This window comes from Mesorhizobium sp. M8A.F.Ca.ET.218.01.1.1, assembly GCF_004791165.1.
In the GTDB taxonomy this organism is placed as follows: Bacteria; Pseudomonadota; Alphaproteobacteria; order Rhizobiales; family Rhizobiaceae; genus Mesorhizobium.
In genome coordinates this window covers 371,539-389,000 of record NZ_SRUZ01000002.1, presented here as the reverse complement: position 1 = coordinate 389,000, position 17,462 = coordinate 371,539, and the positions used below count along the sequence as shown (strand labels likewise).

Sequence of the window (17,462 nt, the reverse complement as noted above, 5' to 3'; positions counted from 1 at the left end):
TTCTGGATGAGTTCGAGGCGGTAACCGGCTATTATTCGCAAGCGCGCGATCCGTCTTATGAACCGTCGTGAGCAGAGGCCGTCTGCGGGCAAGAGCCGCAGCCGCTGTTACGGCAGCGATGTCCGCGACGCGCTCATCGTGTTGTGGGAGGATTCGGAGCGGCTGGGTCCGCATCGACGCTCGCGGCGGCCAGCGCCGCCGGGCAGGAATGAGTTCGCAGTTCGCCGCTCGGTGCCAGCCCGCACCTTCGGCGATTGGAAAGATCCGCCGCCCGGCTTTGTTGAGCGCATTCGGGCACGTCTTCGTCAGGGAGCTTCGTGCAGACGATGGTGCTGACCGGATTGCCGCCGGCTGGACCGATTGCATTCCGCTCCGCACGCGCGACAGCGGCAATGTGATCATGGCGATCAAGCAGGCCCGCTCCCGGTTTCGCTGACCCTGTGCTGCTGTTTGCCGGCATCCGCCCGCACAGGAAGAGCTTGTAAAAGCGGTCGGTGCGGAAATCGAGGAGCCGTTGGTCGTCGATCTTCAGCCTGAACGCGGTCGTTTGCTGGTGCCGCAAATCGGCTGTTGCATGTACATCCCTGTCAGACGTCAGTTTTCCTCGCCTATTTTGGTGTCGAGCGCGAAGTGCTCCAACCAGATTGCAAGGCTTTTTGGAAATGAGAGCGGCTTTGCGCAGGGCGCTCCGTTGTTGAGCATTCAAGCTACCAAGCCAATGACGCGCAGGTTCCACCAGGCTCGCCAGCCTTGAAGGACAGCGAAAAAAGCAGAGCACGACAGACACAACAGTGCATCAGGACGCCGCAGTCGTTGAAGATGGTGCGCTGCATCCATACCGTGGATGCATTCGATCCAAATAATCGATTTGTTCAATCAGTTTCTCGAAAGCTAACCCTACCCTCTGTGGGAATCGGGCTCTGAGCCGCGACGCTGCCTTGCGAGCGCAGGGGCTGCACGTAGGAGAGATGATGCAACGAGAAATCGCACGCGGGTTGCTGGCCTCGTGGGTTCGCCGACCGGCGTATTTGAGCCCGTCAGTTGGTCCTCACCCGCGCCTATTGCCACCGAGCGACTTGCATGTCCCTCCGACTCGGACCAGTTCCGAGAGCTGCGACGAGTTGCGCGCCGTGTGCTCCGATCAGATGGCCGCCGGTGACGCGTTCGATGGGCCGTCCCTCTTCGAGAGGAGATGAAATGCGAACGCTGCTCGTGGATCATCATGCGGATCTTGCGCGCGCCATGCGACTTGCGCTCGGGGATGGCGGCTTCGTCGTTGATGTCGTTGGTACTCTGGAACTGGCTTCGAGTGCATTTTCTTGCGCCAGCTATGAAATTCTCCTGCTGGAATTGGCTCTGCCAGATGGCGATGGCTTGGGTTGGCTGAGGCAGTTGAGGACCCACGGGCATTCAGTTCCTGCCGTCATTATGAGCAGCCTTAACGATCTCGATAAGCGAATTGCGATCTTCAACGGTGGTGCGGACGACTTTCTGCTCAAACCCATCTCTACCGATGAGCTTATTGCCAGAATGAGAGCCATTCTGCGCCGGGCGACACAGATGACCGACCTGAGGCTCGTATTTGGCAATCTCGACTTTGATCCGGTCGCCCGCCAGGTTTTCGTTGATGGGCACCCAATGATGATCGCACGTCGCGAACTCTGTATTCTAGAGCACCTGCTTAACCGGGCAGGCCGCATCGTGCCCCGTGCGCAATTGGAAGATCACCTCTATTCATTCAACGACGACGTGTCTGCCAACGCGCTTGAAGTCGGAATTTATCGTTTACGGGGACATCTGACCAGATCAGGTGCAACGCCACGGATCAAGACCATCCGAGGCATTGGTTACATCCTAGAATTGACTGACGCCTCGTCCGCATAGTTTGTCGAATCGAAAGAAGATCTATTTTGCTGATCCTTCAACATCCTTGCCATGCGCTCAATTGGCGGGCGATCGCCAACAAGGTTACAAGACCTGCAGTTCCCCGTTACCTGGGCCATCTCCTCTGCGCGCTTATTGTGACTTTCCCACTTGGTGTCGCGGCGCAAAACAAGCAGGACAAAGGCCCGCCGCATGCGGCTTCGAATAGCATCAACGCCACGCTGACCCTTTCCTCTTCGCTCGGGGAGACCGTTCATCTGCCCGCGCCAGCCACGACCATCTTTGTTGCTGACCCCACGATCGCGGATTTTCAGGCGCCATCGAGCAAAACAATCTTCGTCTTTGGCAAGAAATCGGGGCGGACCAGCCTATTCGCCTTGGATGGCAATGGCGAGCCTCTCGCCGAATTGCGTATCGTTGTCACGCAACCGATCGGGGATTTACGCGCCATGTTGCGGGAGCAGGTCGGCGACTATCCCATCCGCGTCAACTATACGCCGCGCGGCGCAATCCTTAGCGGGACGGCGCCCGACGCAGAGGTCGCCGACACCGCAAAAAGAGTCACTGAGCAATATCTGGGCGACGGAGCGCAAGTCGTCAACAACATCAAGGTCGCTGGATCCCTGCAAGTTAACCTCAGCGTGCGCGTAGCCGAAGTCTCACGCAGCGCCATGAAGTCACTCGGCGTCAACTTGTCCGCCTTCGGTCAAATCGGCAATTTCAAAGTGGGCGTTCTAAGCGGAAGCGCTGCAAGCGCTGGGTCTGGTTCAACCCAGGGTGGCGGTACAGCAGAAATCGGATTCGACAACGGTGCCGTCAACGTCAGCGCGGTTCTCGACGCGCTCGCCAAGGAGCATATAGCTTCCGTCCTGGCTGAGCCGAACCTCACCGCTATGTCGGGTGAAAAGGCCAGCTTTCTCGCGGGCGGCGAATTTCCCATTCCTGTCCTGCAGGAAAACAGGCAGGTATCGGTTGAATTCCGTCACTTCGGCGTCAGTCTGGAATTTGTGCCGACAGTTCTCAGCAACAATCAAATCAACATTCACGTAACGCCCGAAGTCAGTGAACTGTCGACGCAAGGTGCCGTGCAAATCAACGGAATTTCCGTGCCGGCAGTTTCCACGCGCCGAGCCGATACGGTCGTCGAACTCGCCAGCGGCCAGAGCTTCGCAATCGGCGGTCTAATCAGGCGGAACGTCAACAATGATGTCAGGGCCTTTCCCTGGCTCGGAGAACTGCCGATCCTGGGACCGCTTTTTCGCTCGACCTCGTTTCAAAAAGAGGAGTCAGAACTGGTCATTCTAGTTACGCCTTACATTGTAAGACCAGGCTCCAACCCAAACCAGATGAGCGCACCGACCGAGCGGGCGGCACCGGCTTTGAACGGAGGGGGCGCTCCGACGAATTCCGTGACAAGTCCCCCGCGAGACCGCGCTGCTATCCGTGCGGGCGCGCCAAGCGCCCAGGGCGGTCTCGGCTTCATCATCGAATAGTGTCATCCAAAGATGTTGCGTTTTATAATCCTCTTTGTCGCTCTGGCACCAAGCGTAAGTGGCTGCACAAGCACTACGCCAGTTGATGTCGAACCATCGGCACCAATGCTTGTCCGAGAGGAGACCACCGTCCTGACGTTGCAAAGCCTGCGCGCTTCCGAACGGCAGCGTTTGCGTGTTTTCCTAGACAAGGCCAGTCGCGGCCGGTTCGATGCCATCCACCTCCTCATCAGCGGTTCGCCCCAGCTCAGCGCAGGGGTAGCCCATCAGGCCAGGCAGTTGGCAATCGAAGAAGACAACATTCAATTGCGCGATCAACACGACGCCGGCTCAGTGCGAATTGAGGCGATTGTCTATCACGCCCGTCCGCCGGTCTGTCCCTCATATGGTGCCTTACCCAATGAAGAATCCTTCAAACAGCCGCTTGGTTGTTCGACAGGACATAACCTGGCCGTGATGGTCAACGATCCGCGCGATCTGCTCGACAATCAGGCCGTCAAGGCCGGCGATGGCGATCGTGCTTCTGTACCAGTTGCAACTTACAGAACATTCGGGACGGATAAAGGTGGCTGATACCGCCCTTATCTCGGCAGCACTCCTACCGGAGATTGAAAGCTTCCAATCGCGTCCTGATCTAAAATAAAAGGAACCGCTGGATGCAATATAGGCGCTATATCGAGGGCCTTAGGGCCGTTGCTGTACTTCCGGTCGTACTCTTTCATTTCGGAATTTCGGCGATCCCGGGTGGCTTTAGCGGGGTCGATATCTTCTTCGTCATCTCCGGCTACCTAACCAGCGGAAGCCTCCTGGATGACCTTGAACGCGGCCAATTTTCCATCGTCAACTTCTACTGGCGCCGTGCCCGGCGCATTCTGCCGGCGCTCGTCTTTGTGATGCTTCTCACCTGCATTGCAGCATTGTTCATTCTTCTGCCACCGGATCTGCGCGGATTCAGTCTTAGCATCATAGCTACCTCGACCTTCTGGTCGAACGTTTTCTTCTGGAAAACGTCAAGTTACTTCTCTATCGATGCCGCGCTTCTACCACTGTTGCACACTTGGCCGCTTTCCGTAGCGGAGCAGTACTACATCTTCGCACCAATCCTGATGTTCCTAATCTATCGCTACATCGGGAAGCGCTGGCTGACGACACTTCTTCCGATAATTCTCTGCAGCTTCGTAGTGGCGGTGATGGCGACATCGCTGGCACCCACCGCCGGATTCTATCTGCTGCCGACCCGAATCTGGGAACTCATGTTGGGCGCCCTGCTCATGCTCAAATGCCCCTCGCCGCTGGGCAACCGATTCCTGATGGAGTCGGTGGGGGTGGCCGGATTTGGCCTTCTCGCCATCGGGTTCTTCGCGATTTCGGCGAGTGATCCGTTCCCAGGCTACAACGCCTTGTATCCATGCATCGGAACGGCCCTTCTGATCTATGTTGGCCAAAATACCCCCTCGACGGTCGCCACCCGCATGCTCGAAGTCCGGCCGCTGGTCTGGATTGGGCTCATCTCGTATTCGTTGTATCTTGTTCACTGGCCTCTCAATGCGTTCGCGCACTATCTTTCGTTCCAAAAACTCGATCCGTTGATGACCGGTGCGATGTTGGTGGCAAGCCTCGCATTGGCTGCATTCTCCTGGAAGTTTGTAGAGCAGCCGTTTCGACAGAAGAGGGCCTTCACCTCCCCGGGGCCTATCTTCGCCTTTTCAGCGCTCGCGATCGTTGTCCTTTGTGCCGGCGGAGCGGCGGGGGCGCTCGGCAATGGCTTTCCGCAACGGTTTCCGGACTATGTCCAGCGGCGCATTTCCGTCGGGGACTGGAGGAATGGCATCTGTTTCAACGAGGGCACCAGCCGGATCGAAAGCTGGAATATGGAGGATTGCACGCGCACCAGCGGTTTTCCAACAACGGTTTTTTTGTGGGGCGACTCCTTCGCCGCGCACTATGTTTCCGGCTTGGGTGCTAACATAAATCGATTGCAGGCGAACATCGTTGAATATACGTACGCCAGCTGCGCGCCGATACTCTATTACTACCCTTACGATCGTCTTGATTGTGTCCGGTTCAATCGCAAGGCCTTGGACGTCATCTTGGAAGCGGACATCAAGACGGTTATCCTCAGCGGTAGATGGAGTGACTATGAGGTCAGAGGTTTCGACGGTCTTCAGCAAACAATCGCTACGCTTCGTGCCCTGGGCGTGCGCGTGTTTGTCATCGGCCAGTCTCCGCAGTTCCCAACTGACGTCCGGAAAATTGCGTTCTTCGCCAAGCGCCAAAATCTGGACGATACGTCCTGGCCGATCGCGATGGACCCCGACATCAACGAACGTGTGCGCTCATTTACCAAAGGCGCCACATTCATCGATCCGCTGAAATTCCTGTGCAGCGCAGGACGCTGCGCCTATTCCGATAGAGGAGAGTTTTTATATTTCGACTATGGTCATTTCTCTTCAGCCGGCGCCACACTGGCAATCTCGAAATACTGGCCGGCTTTTGGCAAGGACAATGCTCTTCCTAAGACGAAGTAGCGGCTCAGCGGCTGACAAGCACCAGTACGGGTCCCAGTGATAGCTCCTGCTTCCGCAGCAGCCGCGACGATGGAGCTGTTCAGGTTTAAGGCCCCCCGATAGTGACCTAGGATGGGTGCTGCCACGCGGCTCGGACTCAGCGTGCATTATCACGTAAATGTTGAGAGAATGAATGGCGCCGCGAAGGGCAATTCCAGCCGTCCAAAGCGACAGGCGTGTCGCGGCCTCGACATTGCAGTGGCGCTTACCTAACACGGCCTCACACTGCCCTCTAAGCGGCCCCGAATTTGAACTGACGGCCCCTGGCCGGTTCATCGGGCAGGTCAAGGGCTAGGTGTAGTACACAGGGCTCATAACTTTCAGTTTCTAGTTGGTACGATGGGCCGTGGACGGTCGATGCAGACTTCAAGATGGCGAACGAAGCTCTCCATGCGTGCGTTGTCGAGGCAAGTGCCTTTGCCATGCTCGCGACTGGAGAGATTTCAAAATGAGCCTTGTAAGCGGAGAATGCCGCCGACGCTGTTCGGCTTGCTCGTGCCCTTGACGGCGGTAGGCTCGGCAGGGCCGAGGCCAGAGTTGCCGTAGTGGTCGTAATCGACCTCGGCTGTGACCGTGAAGCCGGGAACGACCATGTAGGCGACGTTTGCAGCCACACCAGCATCCTTGAGCTGATCACCCGAGACCTGAAGGTTGAACGAAGTTTTCTCGTCAAACTCGTAGGTGGCGCCCGCCCAGAAAGCCCACTGGCCGTTCCAGATTTTGTACGAGCCGCGCCCATGATTGGCAATTGCGCCGTTTGAGTCCTCGTTGAGACTGGCATTGGAACCGTAGCCGAAGAGTCCAAACAGCGACAGCTGGTTTGTGACAGCGACGTCGACGCGGATCTTGCCGGCAAAAGCTTCGTAATTGCTGTCATAAGCCGCGACGCCGGTGATCGAGCCCCAGCCTTGCGTGTATTTCAAGCCGGCGACAACGTGCGGAATATAGCTGTCGATAGTACCGGCTGAGCCCGATCCTTGTTCGAGCGAAATCACAGTCGAAATGCCGTTGCCGGCGTCGAAGTGGTACTGAGCCACGTTGGTGTCGAAGCCGGCCGACGGAACGAGCATACTATCGAGAACGTCGCCAGCGTAGCTTACAAACGTATCGAAGGCCGACCCCTCCTTGCCAACTCGCAGGCCTCCCAGCTCGACCCAGGCAGAAGCCAGTGCGAGGCCGCTGTTGAAATCATAGTTCTGAGGACTGTCATGCGAGTTAGCGCTGTTGCCAAAATTCACGTGGGTTTCGGTATAGGTCGTCAACGCGCCGAGCTCGGTCTGCTGGCCGGTCCAAGTTTTGAACGTGAAGCGTGTGCTGTTTCGCCAAGTGCCTTGGTCCTCGCCAGTTCTCACGTCCGAGGTTCTTGCGCTGTCATACGATCGGACGTCACCCAGGCCGATATCGTAACGGACATAGCCGCCGATGCGCAGGCAGGTCTCGGTGTTGGGAATATAGGAATATCCCGAGCCGAGGACGTCGCAGATCTTGATGTACTCGGCCGGTTCCCGCTCGGCGCCAGCTGCTCGACCGACGGAAACGGTCATCAGAGCAGTTAAGCCGAGAAGAGGACTCTTGATGTACATGTCTAGATCTCCATGAAGGAATAAAAAGGATAGAGGCGAAAGAGCAAGCTTTTCCTCTAAATTTTGTGCGTGTTGTCTCCAATATGTGGACGCCAAAGCGCTTGACACGAGAGGTGAGCCAGCGTAAAAGCCACATGTACTTATAATAGTGTTTTCTGTTAGGAGATTCATTATCGTTTACATGTGAAACACTCCGGTCGGACCGCTGCAGCTCTCCGAAATAGAGCAGCAAGCGACATGCCAACCTGAAGCGTAAATGCGGCCGACACCAAAATCGGGCCGACGCGCCTTCGTCTCGCTGGAATCACTTTTTTTGAGGGTCACTGCGAAAAGCAATGTGCGACACGGTTCGCCATGTTCGATATGTGACAGTCTCGTTTAACAGCGACGGCTTCCCGTCTGACCGCAACGGAGGCCGCGCCATGCGCTACCGAGAAGGATCACTGCGCGTACGCTCCGCAAGGGCTGCGCCAGGAACAGAGGGCGTGCGCGTCCGAGGCGTCGCATGGTGGCCGCAGCACCTTTTCGCCGCTGTAAGTTCGCCGTGCAGGTACATTGCGCGGCCGGAAGCGAGAGGGAGCGCACCCTGAAACGGCTGCCTACGGCTCGCCTCGAGTAATTGGCGATGAACAGCATTCTCGAGAACTTAGTCTCGACGGAAAGAGCAACGAAAGGAAGCCGCTTGGACGAGCACGATCCGAAGGAAGAACCGATCGAGACCATTTTCCGCAACGGCACAATCACTGCCGTGGGTATCCTGCTTGCCTTTTCGCTCGGCTTCCTCACTCATTGGGCCGCGAACCCCTTGCCATGGCAACTCTACGATCTGTTCGCCGTAGTGCCGATCCTGCTCGGCATCGCACTGCAGATGAGAGCGCTGTCCATGCTGCTCGACATGAGTTCCTTGCGGCGCCCCATCTACGAACGCGCCAATCGCATTTTCATGGTCGGCCTCATCCAGACCGCGTGTGGCGTCGGCATGGCCATCTTGGTCGATCTTTTCGGGATATCGGTAGGGGGCACGCTGCCCGGCGCTTGACGACAAGCCACACCGCCGCTCTTCGCTCGAAGCGACGTCAAGCCGGGGAACCTTGTGCACCCCCTAGCGGCGTCCTCCTTTCATCAAATGAGCCGACGTCAGCTTTAGAGCGTCTCGGTGGCTAAAGCCGGTATGGTTTTTCGGCCGGCAGGGAAGGCCGCTGGCTGGACCTGGATGGCGTCTGAACGAGGCTTGACAGGTCCGTTGCGTCGGACATGAATTTCGCATTGCAAAGTTCTTCCGCAGACGCCTCAAGCACACTGCACTGGCGTCACGTACTACTCAGACGTTGAATGCGGCACCGCACCATCACCTCAGGCGCAACCATGGCACGCGCGCTCCCCGGCGTGGTTGACCCCATCCTGTCCAAACGAGACTGCGACATAAGCGGGACGCACTGACTTAGGTCAGAGACCAGGACGAGCGCGCAACGAAAGAATGATGGATCAGCGACGTGGGATGACAGCTCCTTGCACACCTCAATCCTGACAAAGTACCGGGACCCCCGGCCGCCTTGGTATACCATCTATCCGACTGTGCCAGACTTCTCTGCGGCAGTTGGTGCTGACGATTATGAGGAATGGCTGGGGGGCCTCCCGGCCGACGAATCGGTGTCGCTCTATTTCCACATTCCGTTTTGCCGATCCATGTGCTGGTATTGCGGCTTCCCTACCGCGGTCATCCGTCGCAACGGCCCGATCCTTAATTATTTAGCGGTGCTGCGTCAGGAGATCAGTTTGGTGTCGGAGCAAGTGCGGCAAGGGCTGCCGGTGAGCGATGTGCATTTCGGCGCGGAACGCCTCACCTTATCGGGCCAGCCGAGCACTTGGCGCTGATGGAATTTCTACGCCGCCACTTCGCTTTCAGCAAAACTGCTGCGATCACCGTGGAGATCGATCCCCGAACGTTCACACCGGAAATGGCCGAAGCCTTGGCAGCTAACGGTGTCAACCGCGCGAGCATCGGCGTGCAGAGCTTTGATCCCGATGTGCAAAGGCGATCAATCGGATCCAGAGTAAGGTGCAGACGGCCGCTGCAGTCCAAAATCTCCGCCGGCATGGCGTTGGCCATATCAACTTCGACCTCATCTTCGGTCTACCGAAACAGACTGTGCAGTCCTGCATCCAGACCGCGATGGCTGCGGTCGCCATGCGCCCCAACCGGCTTGCGGTGTTCGGATACGCGCATATTCCTTCCGTGATAAAGAACCAGCGCCTATCGAGCAGGCAGGTCTACCGGACGGCGATCTTCGCGCCGAACAGGCTGCAGCTGTCGCCGAGACACTGGTTGGCGCTGGCTACCGGGAGATCGGGCTCGATCATTTCGCTCCGCCGGACGACGAACTCGCGCTAGCGCAGAAGACCGGGCGCGCCTACGGCGTAATTCGCTGGGATACTCGGCCGATACTTGCAAAACGTGATCGGCTTAGGCGCGTCGGCTATTGGCCGAGTCCGCGAGGGGTACGTTCAGAACGAAGTAACACGGGATTCTTACGCCCGGCACATCGCAAGTGGACGTCTGGCGACATCAAAGGGTCACCGTCTGACCGACGATGACCGGGTGCGCGCAGCGATCATCGAGCGACTGATGTGCGATTTGGAGGCCGACGTGCCGACCATCTGTGCCGCCCACGAAATCGAACCAGCTCGTTTTCTCGATTCAGTTGAGAGTTTGGTGACGCTGGCTGAGGAGGGGATCCTGGACGTCGAAAACGGCTTCATCCGCGTGCGGCCGGAGCACCGCTTTGTTGTTCGCGCCGTTGCTGCTGCATTCGATGCTTTTCTCGCGAATCGATGAGTTGAGGCCACGACGCCGAAAGGCATCAAACCTTGTTTGGCGCTCGTCGGCATGGGCTCTCGCAGAAGACTCCGCAAGCGTATGCAGGGGACTTCCACTTGACGCCGCGTTCACCATCATCTCGCCTGGGTGCGCGCGAAAGCGCACAACCCGGAGCACGCTGCTCTCGGTGTGAGGCTGTGCTCTGCAAAGCACCGGTGATCCACCCTGTCCCTGGACAGCAGCTTGATGGCGTCATCTTGGAGGACGAGAAAAGATTGTCGAGGTACGGGTACGAATTGCCTCGGTCGTCCGTTCAATCGAAAGCACTGTCTGCGGAGGCACCTCTCCTTCATGCAGTGACAGGAGATGCTGGGCGACTTCCTTATCTGCTGCGGTGAGTCGATGATTTAGGCGGAGAAAGTCCATCCAGGTGGGGGTGCGGAATGTCTCCGTCCAAAGTGACGGTGTTTGCAGATTTCGCTGGAGCGTCCAGTTTCGTGCACCGGCACGGCTCTGGACGTGTCGCCGCGTGCGCATGGAGCCCAGAAAGGCCTCGATATTTTCCTCCGATATCAAATACTCGACCTTGGCCACGATAGGGCCACTTCTGGGTTTCAGATCGAGAGCCACGTCCGGCGGATGAAAAACTGAACTTTCTTGATCGGTTTCTTCCCAGGGACGGACCGGCAACACGATCCCCGCTGCTGCAACCAGCAACAGAGCGCCTGCGGCGCCCTCCAATGCTAAGGTCAAGGAATAGTTTTGCGCGACAGAACCCCAGATCCAGCTGCCAGCAGCCATACCGCCTGCGCTCAAGGCGTAGTAAATGGAGAGCGTGCGGCCTACAACCCACCTTGGGCTTGCCAACTGCACCGACACGTCAATGCCCGTCCAGGTGATAAGCCAACCCGCTCCGCCGAGCGCCAGCGAAATGGCCGCCACAGGAATCGACGATGTAAGGGCAAGGGAGAGGCAACAGACTGCACAAGCCACAGAGGCGAAGGCCACCAGCCTGTTTTGAGACGTGACCTTCCTCAAGAAGCCGTTGCCCATGCCCGCGATGAAAGCACCCATGCCGAAGCCGGCCAATAAGATACCGTAGACAATTGGCCCACTCTTCAACTGATCCCGGACGACGAGGGGGAGCAACGCCAGAATGGAGATGCTTGCCAATCCGAAAAGAGCGGCTCGGGCGGTCGCTGCCCTGATCTCCAAAGACATCGCAGTAAAGCGCACTCCGTCATGAATTGCCGTCGTCATTCTCTCACGAGGGAGAGGCGAAGAGCGGACCTCCCATTTGGTGCGCCATATCGCGCTTATGGGCGCCAGATCACTCACCGCAGCCAAGGCGAAAGCGGCCAGCGGCCCAAAGACGGCCAGGATCACGCCCCCCAAGGCCGGACCAACGCTGCGCACAATGTTGTATCCGACGGACATAAGCGTCACTGCGGCCGGAATGTCGCGTTTGTGAAGGATATCGCCGACCGAAGCGTGCCAAGCCGGATCATTCAAGGCAAAGCCGCAGCCGGCCAGGAAACCTAACCCGAGAATCAGCCAAGGACTGACAAATCCCAGACCCACAGAAATCATCAGCGTCGTCGACGCCGATGCTATCAGGCAGTGTCCCGCAAACATCACCCACCGGCGGCTGAAGTTGTCGGCAATGGCTCCGGCGAAAACTGAGAGGAAGAACACCGGCAATGTGGATGCGGCCTGGACGAGTGCCACCATGAGGTCGGACGCTGAAATCGTTGCCATAAGCCAACTGATGGCGACCGTTTGCACTAGCCAACCGAGGCTGGAAATCTGGGTGGCCGCCCAAATTGAGCGAAACACCTTGTTTCGAAATGGGGCGAGCGTCTTTGAAACGGGCGGTTGAGGATTTTCGCTCTGCATGAGGTATTGCTGGCCTTCGATGAGCGCTGCGATTTGAGCAAGCGGGTCGATACTTAGACATCGCGGAGCACCGCACGGAACCCAGCTCTATGGAGCTTGCCGGCGACTATTTACGTATTGAGCCATTCTCATAGTCTCATTCATGAGCAGTCCTGTGCGCAAGCATTGCTTTGCTAAATTCCCACCACAAGCGCGCCGCCGCTGAGACCCGCACCCGCTGCCGCCAAGAGGACTTTCTCGCCAGGCCGAAACGGCTGCGCCCGATGGGCCAGCGACAATGAGAGCGGGATCGTCGCGGCGGAAGAGTTGCCATATTCGGCGATCGTCTTGACGATCGAGTGATCAGCGATGCCGAGGTTCCTGCCGACCGCGTCGAAAATGCGCGCATTGGCCTGATGCGGCACGAAACGATCGAGGTCTTGCGGCCTCAGTCGGGCAGCAGTGAGCGCATCTCTCGAGCAGGCGGTCATCATCTCCACGGCCTTGCTGAATACTTCACGGCCGTCAGTGATCGTCATCCGTGTCTGCGCGAGGTCGAGGTCGGCATGGAACGGAGTGTTGCTTCCCCCGGCGGGAATCTGGATTAGCCCGTAGCGCGAGCCGTCGGAATCCACCGAAGCGCCGAGAATGCCTCGATCCGGGTCATCGCAAGGACTGATCACCATGGCGCCGGCGGCATCGGCAAACAGCACGGCGCTGGCGCGCTCGGCCAAATTGATGCGGTGGCTGAGGATGTTGGCGGCGATGACAAGGCTCGCTTTGCCGTGCAGGCGGGTGAACCCGTCGGCGAACATCAGCGCATAGATGAAGCCGGCGCAGGCGCCGGTCAGGTCGATCGCTCCGGCGCGGCCTAGCCCCAGCCGATGTGCGACCAGCGGCGCGCTTGGCGGCAGAAGGTGATCGGGCGTCGACGTGGCGAGCAAGAGTAGACCGACGTCGCCGCGGTCGATACCGGCATTGGTCAGCGCCATGTCGCCGGCAGAGGCGGCAAGGCCCGACAGCGTGTCTTCGTCTGTTGCCCAGAAGCGCGAGCGAATTCCGGTGCGCCGCTCGATCCAGCCGGGCTCAAGCCCGAGCCGGTCTTCGATTTCCGGGTTCTCGACCTTGCGCGCCGGCGCATGATGGCCGAAGCCGAGAACGCGCGACGATAGGTTCATGGCCGCGAGCCGAAGCGTTCGCCGGCCTCCTCTATCGCGTCATAGAGCCCGCCCAATTCGTCGCTGGTGATGCAATAGGGCGGTAGAAGATAGAGGACATTGCCGAGCGGGCGCACAAGTAGCCCCCGCTCAAGGAAAAAAGCGCGCAGTTTTGGCCCGATCTCGGCCAGATAACCGGCTGAGCCGGTGCGTAGGTCGAGTGCCGCGATGGTGCCGGTTGTCCGGCAGTCGGTGAAATATGGATTGACCCGGAAGCGTTGCAGCCCGGCGGCCTGCCTCGCGCTCAAGACCGCGATCCGCTCGGCCACCGGCTCGTCACGCCAGATCTCGACATTGGCAAGTGCTGCCGCGCAGGCGATCGGATTGGCGGTGTAGGAGCTCGAATGGAAAAACGTCTTCTTGCGATCCTCCGAAAAGTGAGCGTGGAAGATGGCATCGGTGGCGATCGTGGCGGCCAGCGGGATGGTACCACCGGTCAGACCTTTCGAGGTGCACAAGATGTCGGGCGAGACGGACGCCTGTTCGCAGGCAAACATGGTTCCGGTGCGCCCCCAGCCGGTCATCACTTCATCGGCGATCAGCAGCGTGCCGGAGGCTTCGGCGATCCTCTTCAATTCGGCAAGAACCCAGGCCGGATACATCAGCATGCCGCCGGCGCCAAGCACCAGCGGCTCGACGATCAGCGCGGCTGCGCGCCGGTCGCGGCTAACGGCCTCGAACCGATCCAGCGTTTCCTGCTCGCGCCCGGCGGCCGGGAAGGGGATGGCGTCGACCTCGAACAGCAAAGGATCATAGGCGGCGTTGAAGACGCCGCGGGCGCCGACGCTCATCGCCCCGATCGTGTCGCCATGATAGCTGTGCTCCATGACGGCGATGCGCGAACGCGGCGCGCCGATGTTGCGGAAATAGCCGAGCGCCATCTTCAGCGCGACTTCGACTGAGGTGGAGCCACTGTCGGAATAGAACACCCGGTCGAGGCCGGCGGGTGCGATGCCGATAAGCGCCTCGGCCAGCCGTTCGGCCGGCTCGTGGGTGAAGCCCGCGAAGATGATCTGGTCGAGGCTCGACGCGGTCGTCTCGATGGCCTTCATGATGCGGGGGTGGCGATGGCCATGGGTGACGACCCACCAGGAAGAAATCGCATCGAGGATGCGGAAGCCGTCGGCCTTGTGGAGATAGGCGCCTTCAGTCAGCACGATTTCAGGGACCGAGGGCTCTAGCGCGTGCTGCGTGAACGGATGCCAGACTCGAGACTCCGCCATCAGTCGCCTCCGGCAATCATGGCCAGGTCGAAGCCGGAAATCATTGCATCTCTCAACGTTTCACCCGTCAGCGGACCGAGGTGCGGCAGCCTGCCCAGCTGCGGCACGCCGCCGAATTCCACGATTGTCCTTTGTGTATCGGCCACCTCTTCGCCAATGAAGGCAATGCCGATGAGCGGGATGGAGCGGGCTCTCAGGGCCTCGATCGACAACAGCGTATGATTGATGGTGCCAAGCGCGGTGCGGGCGCACAGTATGACCGGCAGCCGCCATTGTTCGAATATGTCAATGAACCTTGTCTGTCGATTGAGCGGCACCATCAGCCCGCCGGCGCCTTCGATGACGAGCGGTGTCGGCAGGACCGGAAATGAAAGATCGTCGGCCTCGATCGCGACGCCGTCGATTTCGGCTGATCGATGCGGCGACAGCGGCATCGTCAGTCGATAGACTTCGGGCAGCACGCGTCCGTCGGGCAAGCCGGAAAGCCGGGCGACGACCTCGCTGTCGGTCTCCTCGTTGAGGCCCGATTGCACCGGCTTCCAGTAGAAGCCGTCGAGCAGCCCGGCAAGTCCGGCCGAAAACACTGTCTTGCCAATTCCAGTGTCTGTTCCGGTGACGACGATGCGTTTGGTCATGCTGTGGCCAACACTCCGACGAGAGCCTCGACCATGGCGGAAATGTCGGCTTCGTCGACGTTGAGAGTCAGCGAAATGCGCAGGCGCGACGTACCCTCAGGCACTGTCGGCGGGCGAATGCCGCGTATGTCGAAGCCGCGTGCCTGCAGTCCTGCCGCCACCGCCATGGTGCGGCTGTTATCGCCGATCACAAGCGGCTGGATCTGCGAACCGCTGGGCATCACGCCGCAGCGTTCGGCCAATTGCCGGCTCGCGAAAGCGACACGCTCGTGCAACTGAGCACGACGCATAGGCTCGTCAGACAGAATAGTCAGCGCCTCACGTGCCGCGACTGCCATCAGCGGCGATGGTGCGGTCGCATAGATGAATGGCCGGCACCGGTTGATAAGATAGTCGCACAGTGTTCGCGGTCCGGTAACGAGCGCGCCGGATGCGCCAAGCGCCTTGCCGCATGTGTGGAGCGTGACGATGTTGTCGCGGCCTTCATACGCGGCGGCCAGTCCCCGGCCGTCCGGTCCCCAGACGCCGGTGGCATGCGCTTCATCGACGACGATGAATGCCTGGTACCGATCAGCCAGCGCGACCAGGCTCTCCATCGGCGCACGGTCGCCATCCATGCTGTAAAGGCTTTCGAAGGCGATCCACACCCGCCCCATGCCGCCTTCGGCGCGCCAGCGGGTGATTGCGTCCTCGACAGCGTCGACGTCGTTGTGCGCGGCCAGCTTGAACTCAGCGCGCCCGGCCTGGGCACCCTCATGCATGCTGGCATGAGCGAGCTCGTCGAGGACCAGCAGGTCGCCTTTCTGCGGCAGGGCCGTCAGCAGAGCGAAGTTGGCGATATAGCCGCTGCCGAAGAACAGTGCACGCTCGGCTCCGAAAAATGCCGCTGCGTCCGCCTCCAGTTGCTCATGTTCCGGTGCATTGCCGCGCAACAGCCGCGATCCGGTGGCGCCCACTGGCGTGCCCCGCGCAATCGCCGTCGAAACCGCATCGCCCAGTCTTTTGGAGGCGGCAAGTCCGATATAGTCGTTCGACGAGAAGTCGAGCCCGGCGCGCGGTGCGAGCGTCCGCAACCGGTCCTTGCGCCCCAGTCCCCGCAAGGTTGCGTCATAGCGGGCAAGAATTGCCTCCTTCATTGCGTGGCGAGTTCCATAGGCTCAATGCCGAGGCGCCGGAACAGAAGGGTATCCTTGTCCTCGCCGGGATTTCCCGCCGTCAGCAGCGTGTCGCCGACAAAGATCGAATTGGCCCCGGCAAAGAAGCACAGCGCCTGCGTTTCGTCGCTCATCGCCGTCCTGCCGGCGGACAGCCTTACATAGGATTTCGGCATCATCACCCGCGCGAGCGCAACGATGCGGACGAAATCGATCGGATCGATGGCGTCGGCCGCGGCAAGCGGCGTGCCTTCGATGGGAATAAGCATGTTGATCGGCACGCTTTCCGGCGGCTCGGGCAGGTTCGCGAGCGTGACCAGCATGTCGATGCGATCGGTCTTTTCTTCTCCCATCCCGACAATGCCGCCGCAGCAGACTTTCATCCCAACCGCGCGCACGTGCCCAAGCGTTTCCAGCCGGTCGGCAAAAGTCCTGGTTGAAATAACCTCGCCATAGTAGCGCTCAGAGGTATCGATGTTGTGGTTATAGTAGTCGAGACCGGCCTGCTTCAGGCGAGCAGCTTGCTCAAGATCGAGCATGCCGAGCGTCATGCAGGTCTCCATGCCGAGGGCCTTGACGCCCTCAATCATGGCGACCACAACCTCCATGTCGCGCTCCTTGGGACTTCGCCACGCCGCGCCCATGCAATAGCGCGTTGCGCCGCCATCACGCGCCATGGCCGCTTCGTCGATGACATGCTTGACGTCCACCAGCTTCGACGCCTTCACACCGGTTTCGTAATGCGCAGACTGGCTGCAATAGCCGCAATCTTCGGGGCACCCGCCGGTCTTGATGCTAAGGAGCCGCGACAGCTGCACTCGGTTTCGATCGAAGTTCTGGCGGTGGATCGTCTGAGCTAGGAACAGCAGATCGTTGAATGGCATGCCGTAGATGGCCTCGGCCTCTTTGCGGTTCCATCGCGGAGGCGTTCCATCGACCGATTGCATGGTCTGGTTCACGTCGAACTCCGAGTTCATTCCAATCGTCATCGTCAAACCTTTGTTTGCTAGTCC

General features: G+C 59.3%; 12 protein-coding genes and 2 pseudogenes. 7 read left to right on the top strand and 7 right to left on the bottom strand.

Features of this window, described 5'->3' with window-relative positions; translation table 11 throughout:
- Positions 1-216 precede the first annotated feature (216 nt).
- From EN861_RS36105 to EN861_RS08290, 5 genes and pseudogenes are all read left to right on the top strand, one after another.
- Positions 217-385, top strand: a pseudogene (locus EN861_RS36105) (transposase); the annotation flags it as partial.
- A gap of 812 nt (positions 386-1,197) precedes the next feature.
- Complete coding sequence (locus tag EN861_RS08305) at positions 1,198-1,884, top strand: response regulator transcription factor (RefSeq protein WP_024505585.1); 687 nt, start codon at positions 1,198-1,200, stop codon at positions 1,882-1,884.
- 71 nt (positions 1,885-1,955) lie between these two features.
- Positions 1,956-3,377, top strand: coding sequence for a type II and III secretion system protein family protein (locus tag EN861_RS08300; protein WP_050580548.1), 1,422 nt, complete (start codon positions 1,956-1,958; stop codon positions 3,375-3,377).
- Positions 3,378-3,389: 12 nt separating this feature from the next.
- Positions 3,390-3,950 carry a CpaD family pilus assembly lipoprotein gene (locus tag EN861_RS08295; RefSeq protein WP_063169261.1) on the top strand — a complete coding sequence of 187 codons (561 nt, stop codon included), beginning with the start codon at positions 3,390-3,392 and terminating at the stop codon, positions 3,948-3,950.
- Positions 3,951-4,033: 83 nt separating this feature from the next.
- On the top strand, positions 4,034-5,905 hold the full coding sequence (locus tag EN861_RS08290; RefSeq protein ID WP_126080682.1) for an acyltransferase family protein: 1,872 nt from the start codon (positions 4,034-4,036) through the stop codon (positions 5,903-5,905).
- Between the two features lie 482 nt (positions 5,906-6,387).
- Here the strand turns inward: EN861_RS08290 and EN861_RS08285 are convergent, their stop codons facing one another.
- On the bottom strand, positions 6,388-7,527 hold the full coding sequence (locus tag EN861_RS08285; protein ID WP_126063922.1) for a porin: 1,140 nt from the start codon (positions 7,525-7,527) through the stop codon (positions 6,388-6,390).
- A 682-nt stretch (positions 7,528-8,209) separates the two neighbouring features.
- Here EN861_RS08285 and EN861_RS08280 point away from each other — a divergent pair.
- Both EN861_RS08280 and hemN read left to right on the top strand, forming a co-directional pair.
- Entirely contained in the window at positions 8,210-8,566 is a 357-nt protein-coding gene (locus EN861_RS08280; RefSeq protein ID WP_024505577.1) for a hypothetical protein, read from the top strand.
- Positions 8,567-9,036: 470 nt separating this feature from the next.
- Positions 9,037-10,363, top strand: a pseudogene (hemN, locus tag EN861_RS08275) (oxygen-independent coproporphyrinogen III oxidase).
- 234 nt (positions 10,364-10,597) lie between these two features.
- On the opposite strand, the gene EN861_RS08270 reads toward hemN, so the two are convergent.
- The 6 genes from EN861_RS08270 to bioB form a co-directional block, all read right to left on the bottom strand.
- Positions 10,598-12,241 carry an MFS transporter gene (locus tag EN861_RS08270; protein WP_126063923.1) on the bottom strand — a complete coding sequence of 548 codons (1,644 nt, stop codon included), beginning with the start codon at positions 12,239-12,241 and terminating at the stop codon, positions 10,598-10,600.
- Positions 12,242-12,414: 173 nt separating this feature from the next.
- Complete coding sequence (locus tag EN861_RS08265) at positions 12,415-13,398, bottom strand: beta-ketoacyl-ACP synthase III (RefSeq protein WP_126063924.1); 984 nt, start codon at positions 13,396-13,398, stop codon at positions 12,415-12,417.
- Complete coding sequence (locus tag EN861_RS08260; RefSeq protein ID WP_126080683.1) at positions 13,395-14,660, bottom strand: adenosylmethionine--8-amino-7-oxononanoate transaminase; 1,266 nt, start codon at positions 14,658-14,660, stop codon at positions 13,395-13,397. Before EN861_RS08260 ends, EN861_RS08265 begins: the two co-directional genes overlap by 4 nt.
- Positions 14,660-15,295, bottom strand: a complete 636-nt coding sequence (bioD, locus tag EN861_RS08255; protein WP_063169254.1) for a dethiobiotin synthase — start codon at positions 15,293-15,295, stop codon at positions 14,660-14,662. The genes EN861_RS08260 and bioD overlap by 1 nt, the downstream gene beginning before the upstream one ends.
- On the bottom strand, positions 15,292-16,431 hold the full coding sequence (locus EN861_RS08250) for an 8-amino-7-oxononanoate synthase (protein ID WP_024505572.1): 1,140 nt from the start codon (positions 16,429-16,431) through the stop codon (positions 15,292-15,294). Before EN861_RS08250 ends, bioD begins: the two co-directional genes overlap by 4 nt.
- Positions 16,428-17,396 carry a biotin synthase BioB gene (bioB, locus tag EN861_RS08245; RefSeq protein WP_245454882.1) on the bottom strand — a complete coding sequence of 323 codons (969 nt, stop codon included), beginning with the start codon at positions 17,394-17,396 and terminating at the stop codon, positions 16,428-16,430. The genes EN861_RS08250 and bioB overlap by 4 nt, the downstream gene beginning before the upstream one ends.
- Positions 17,397-17,462: the final 66 nt, after the last annotated feature.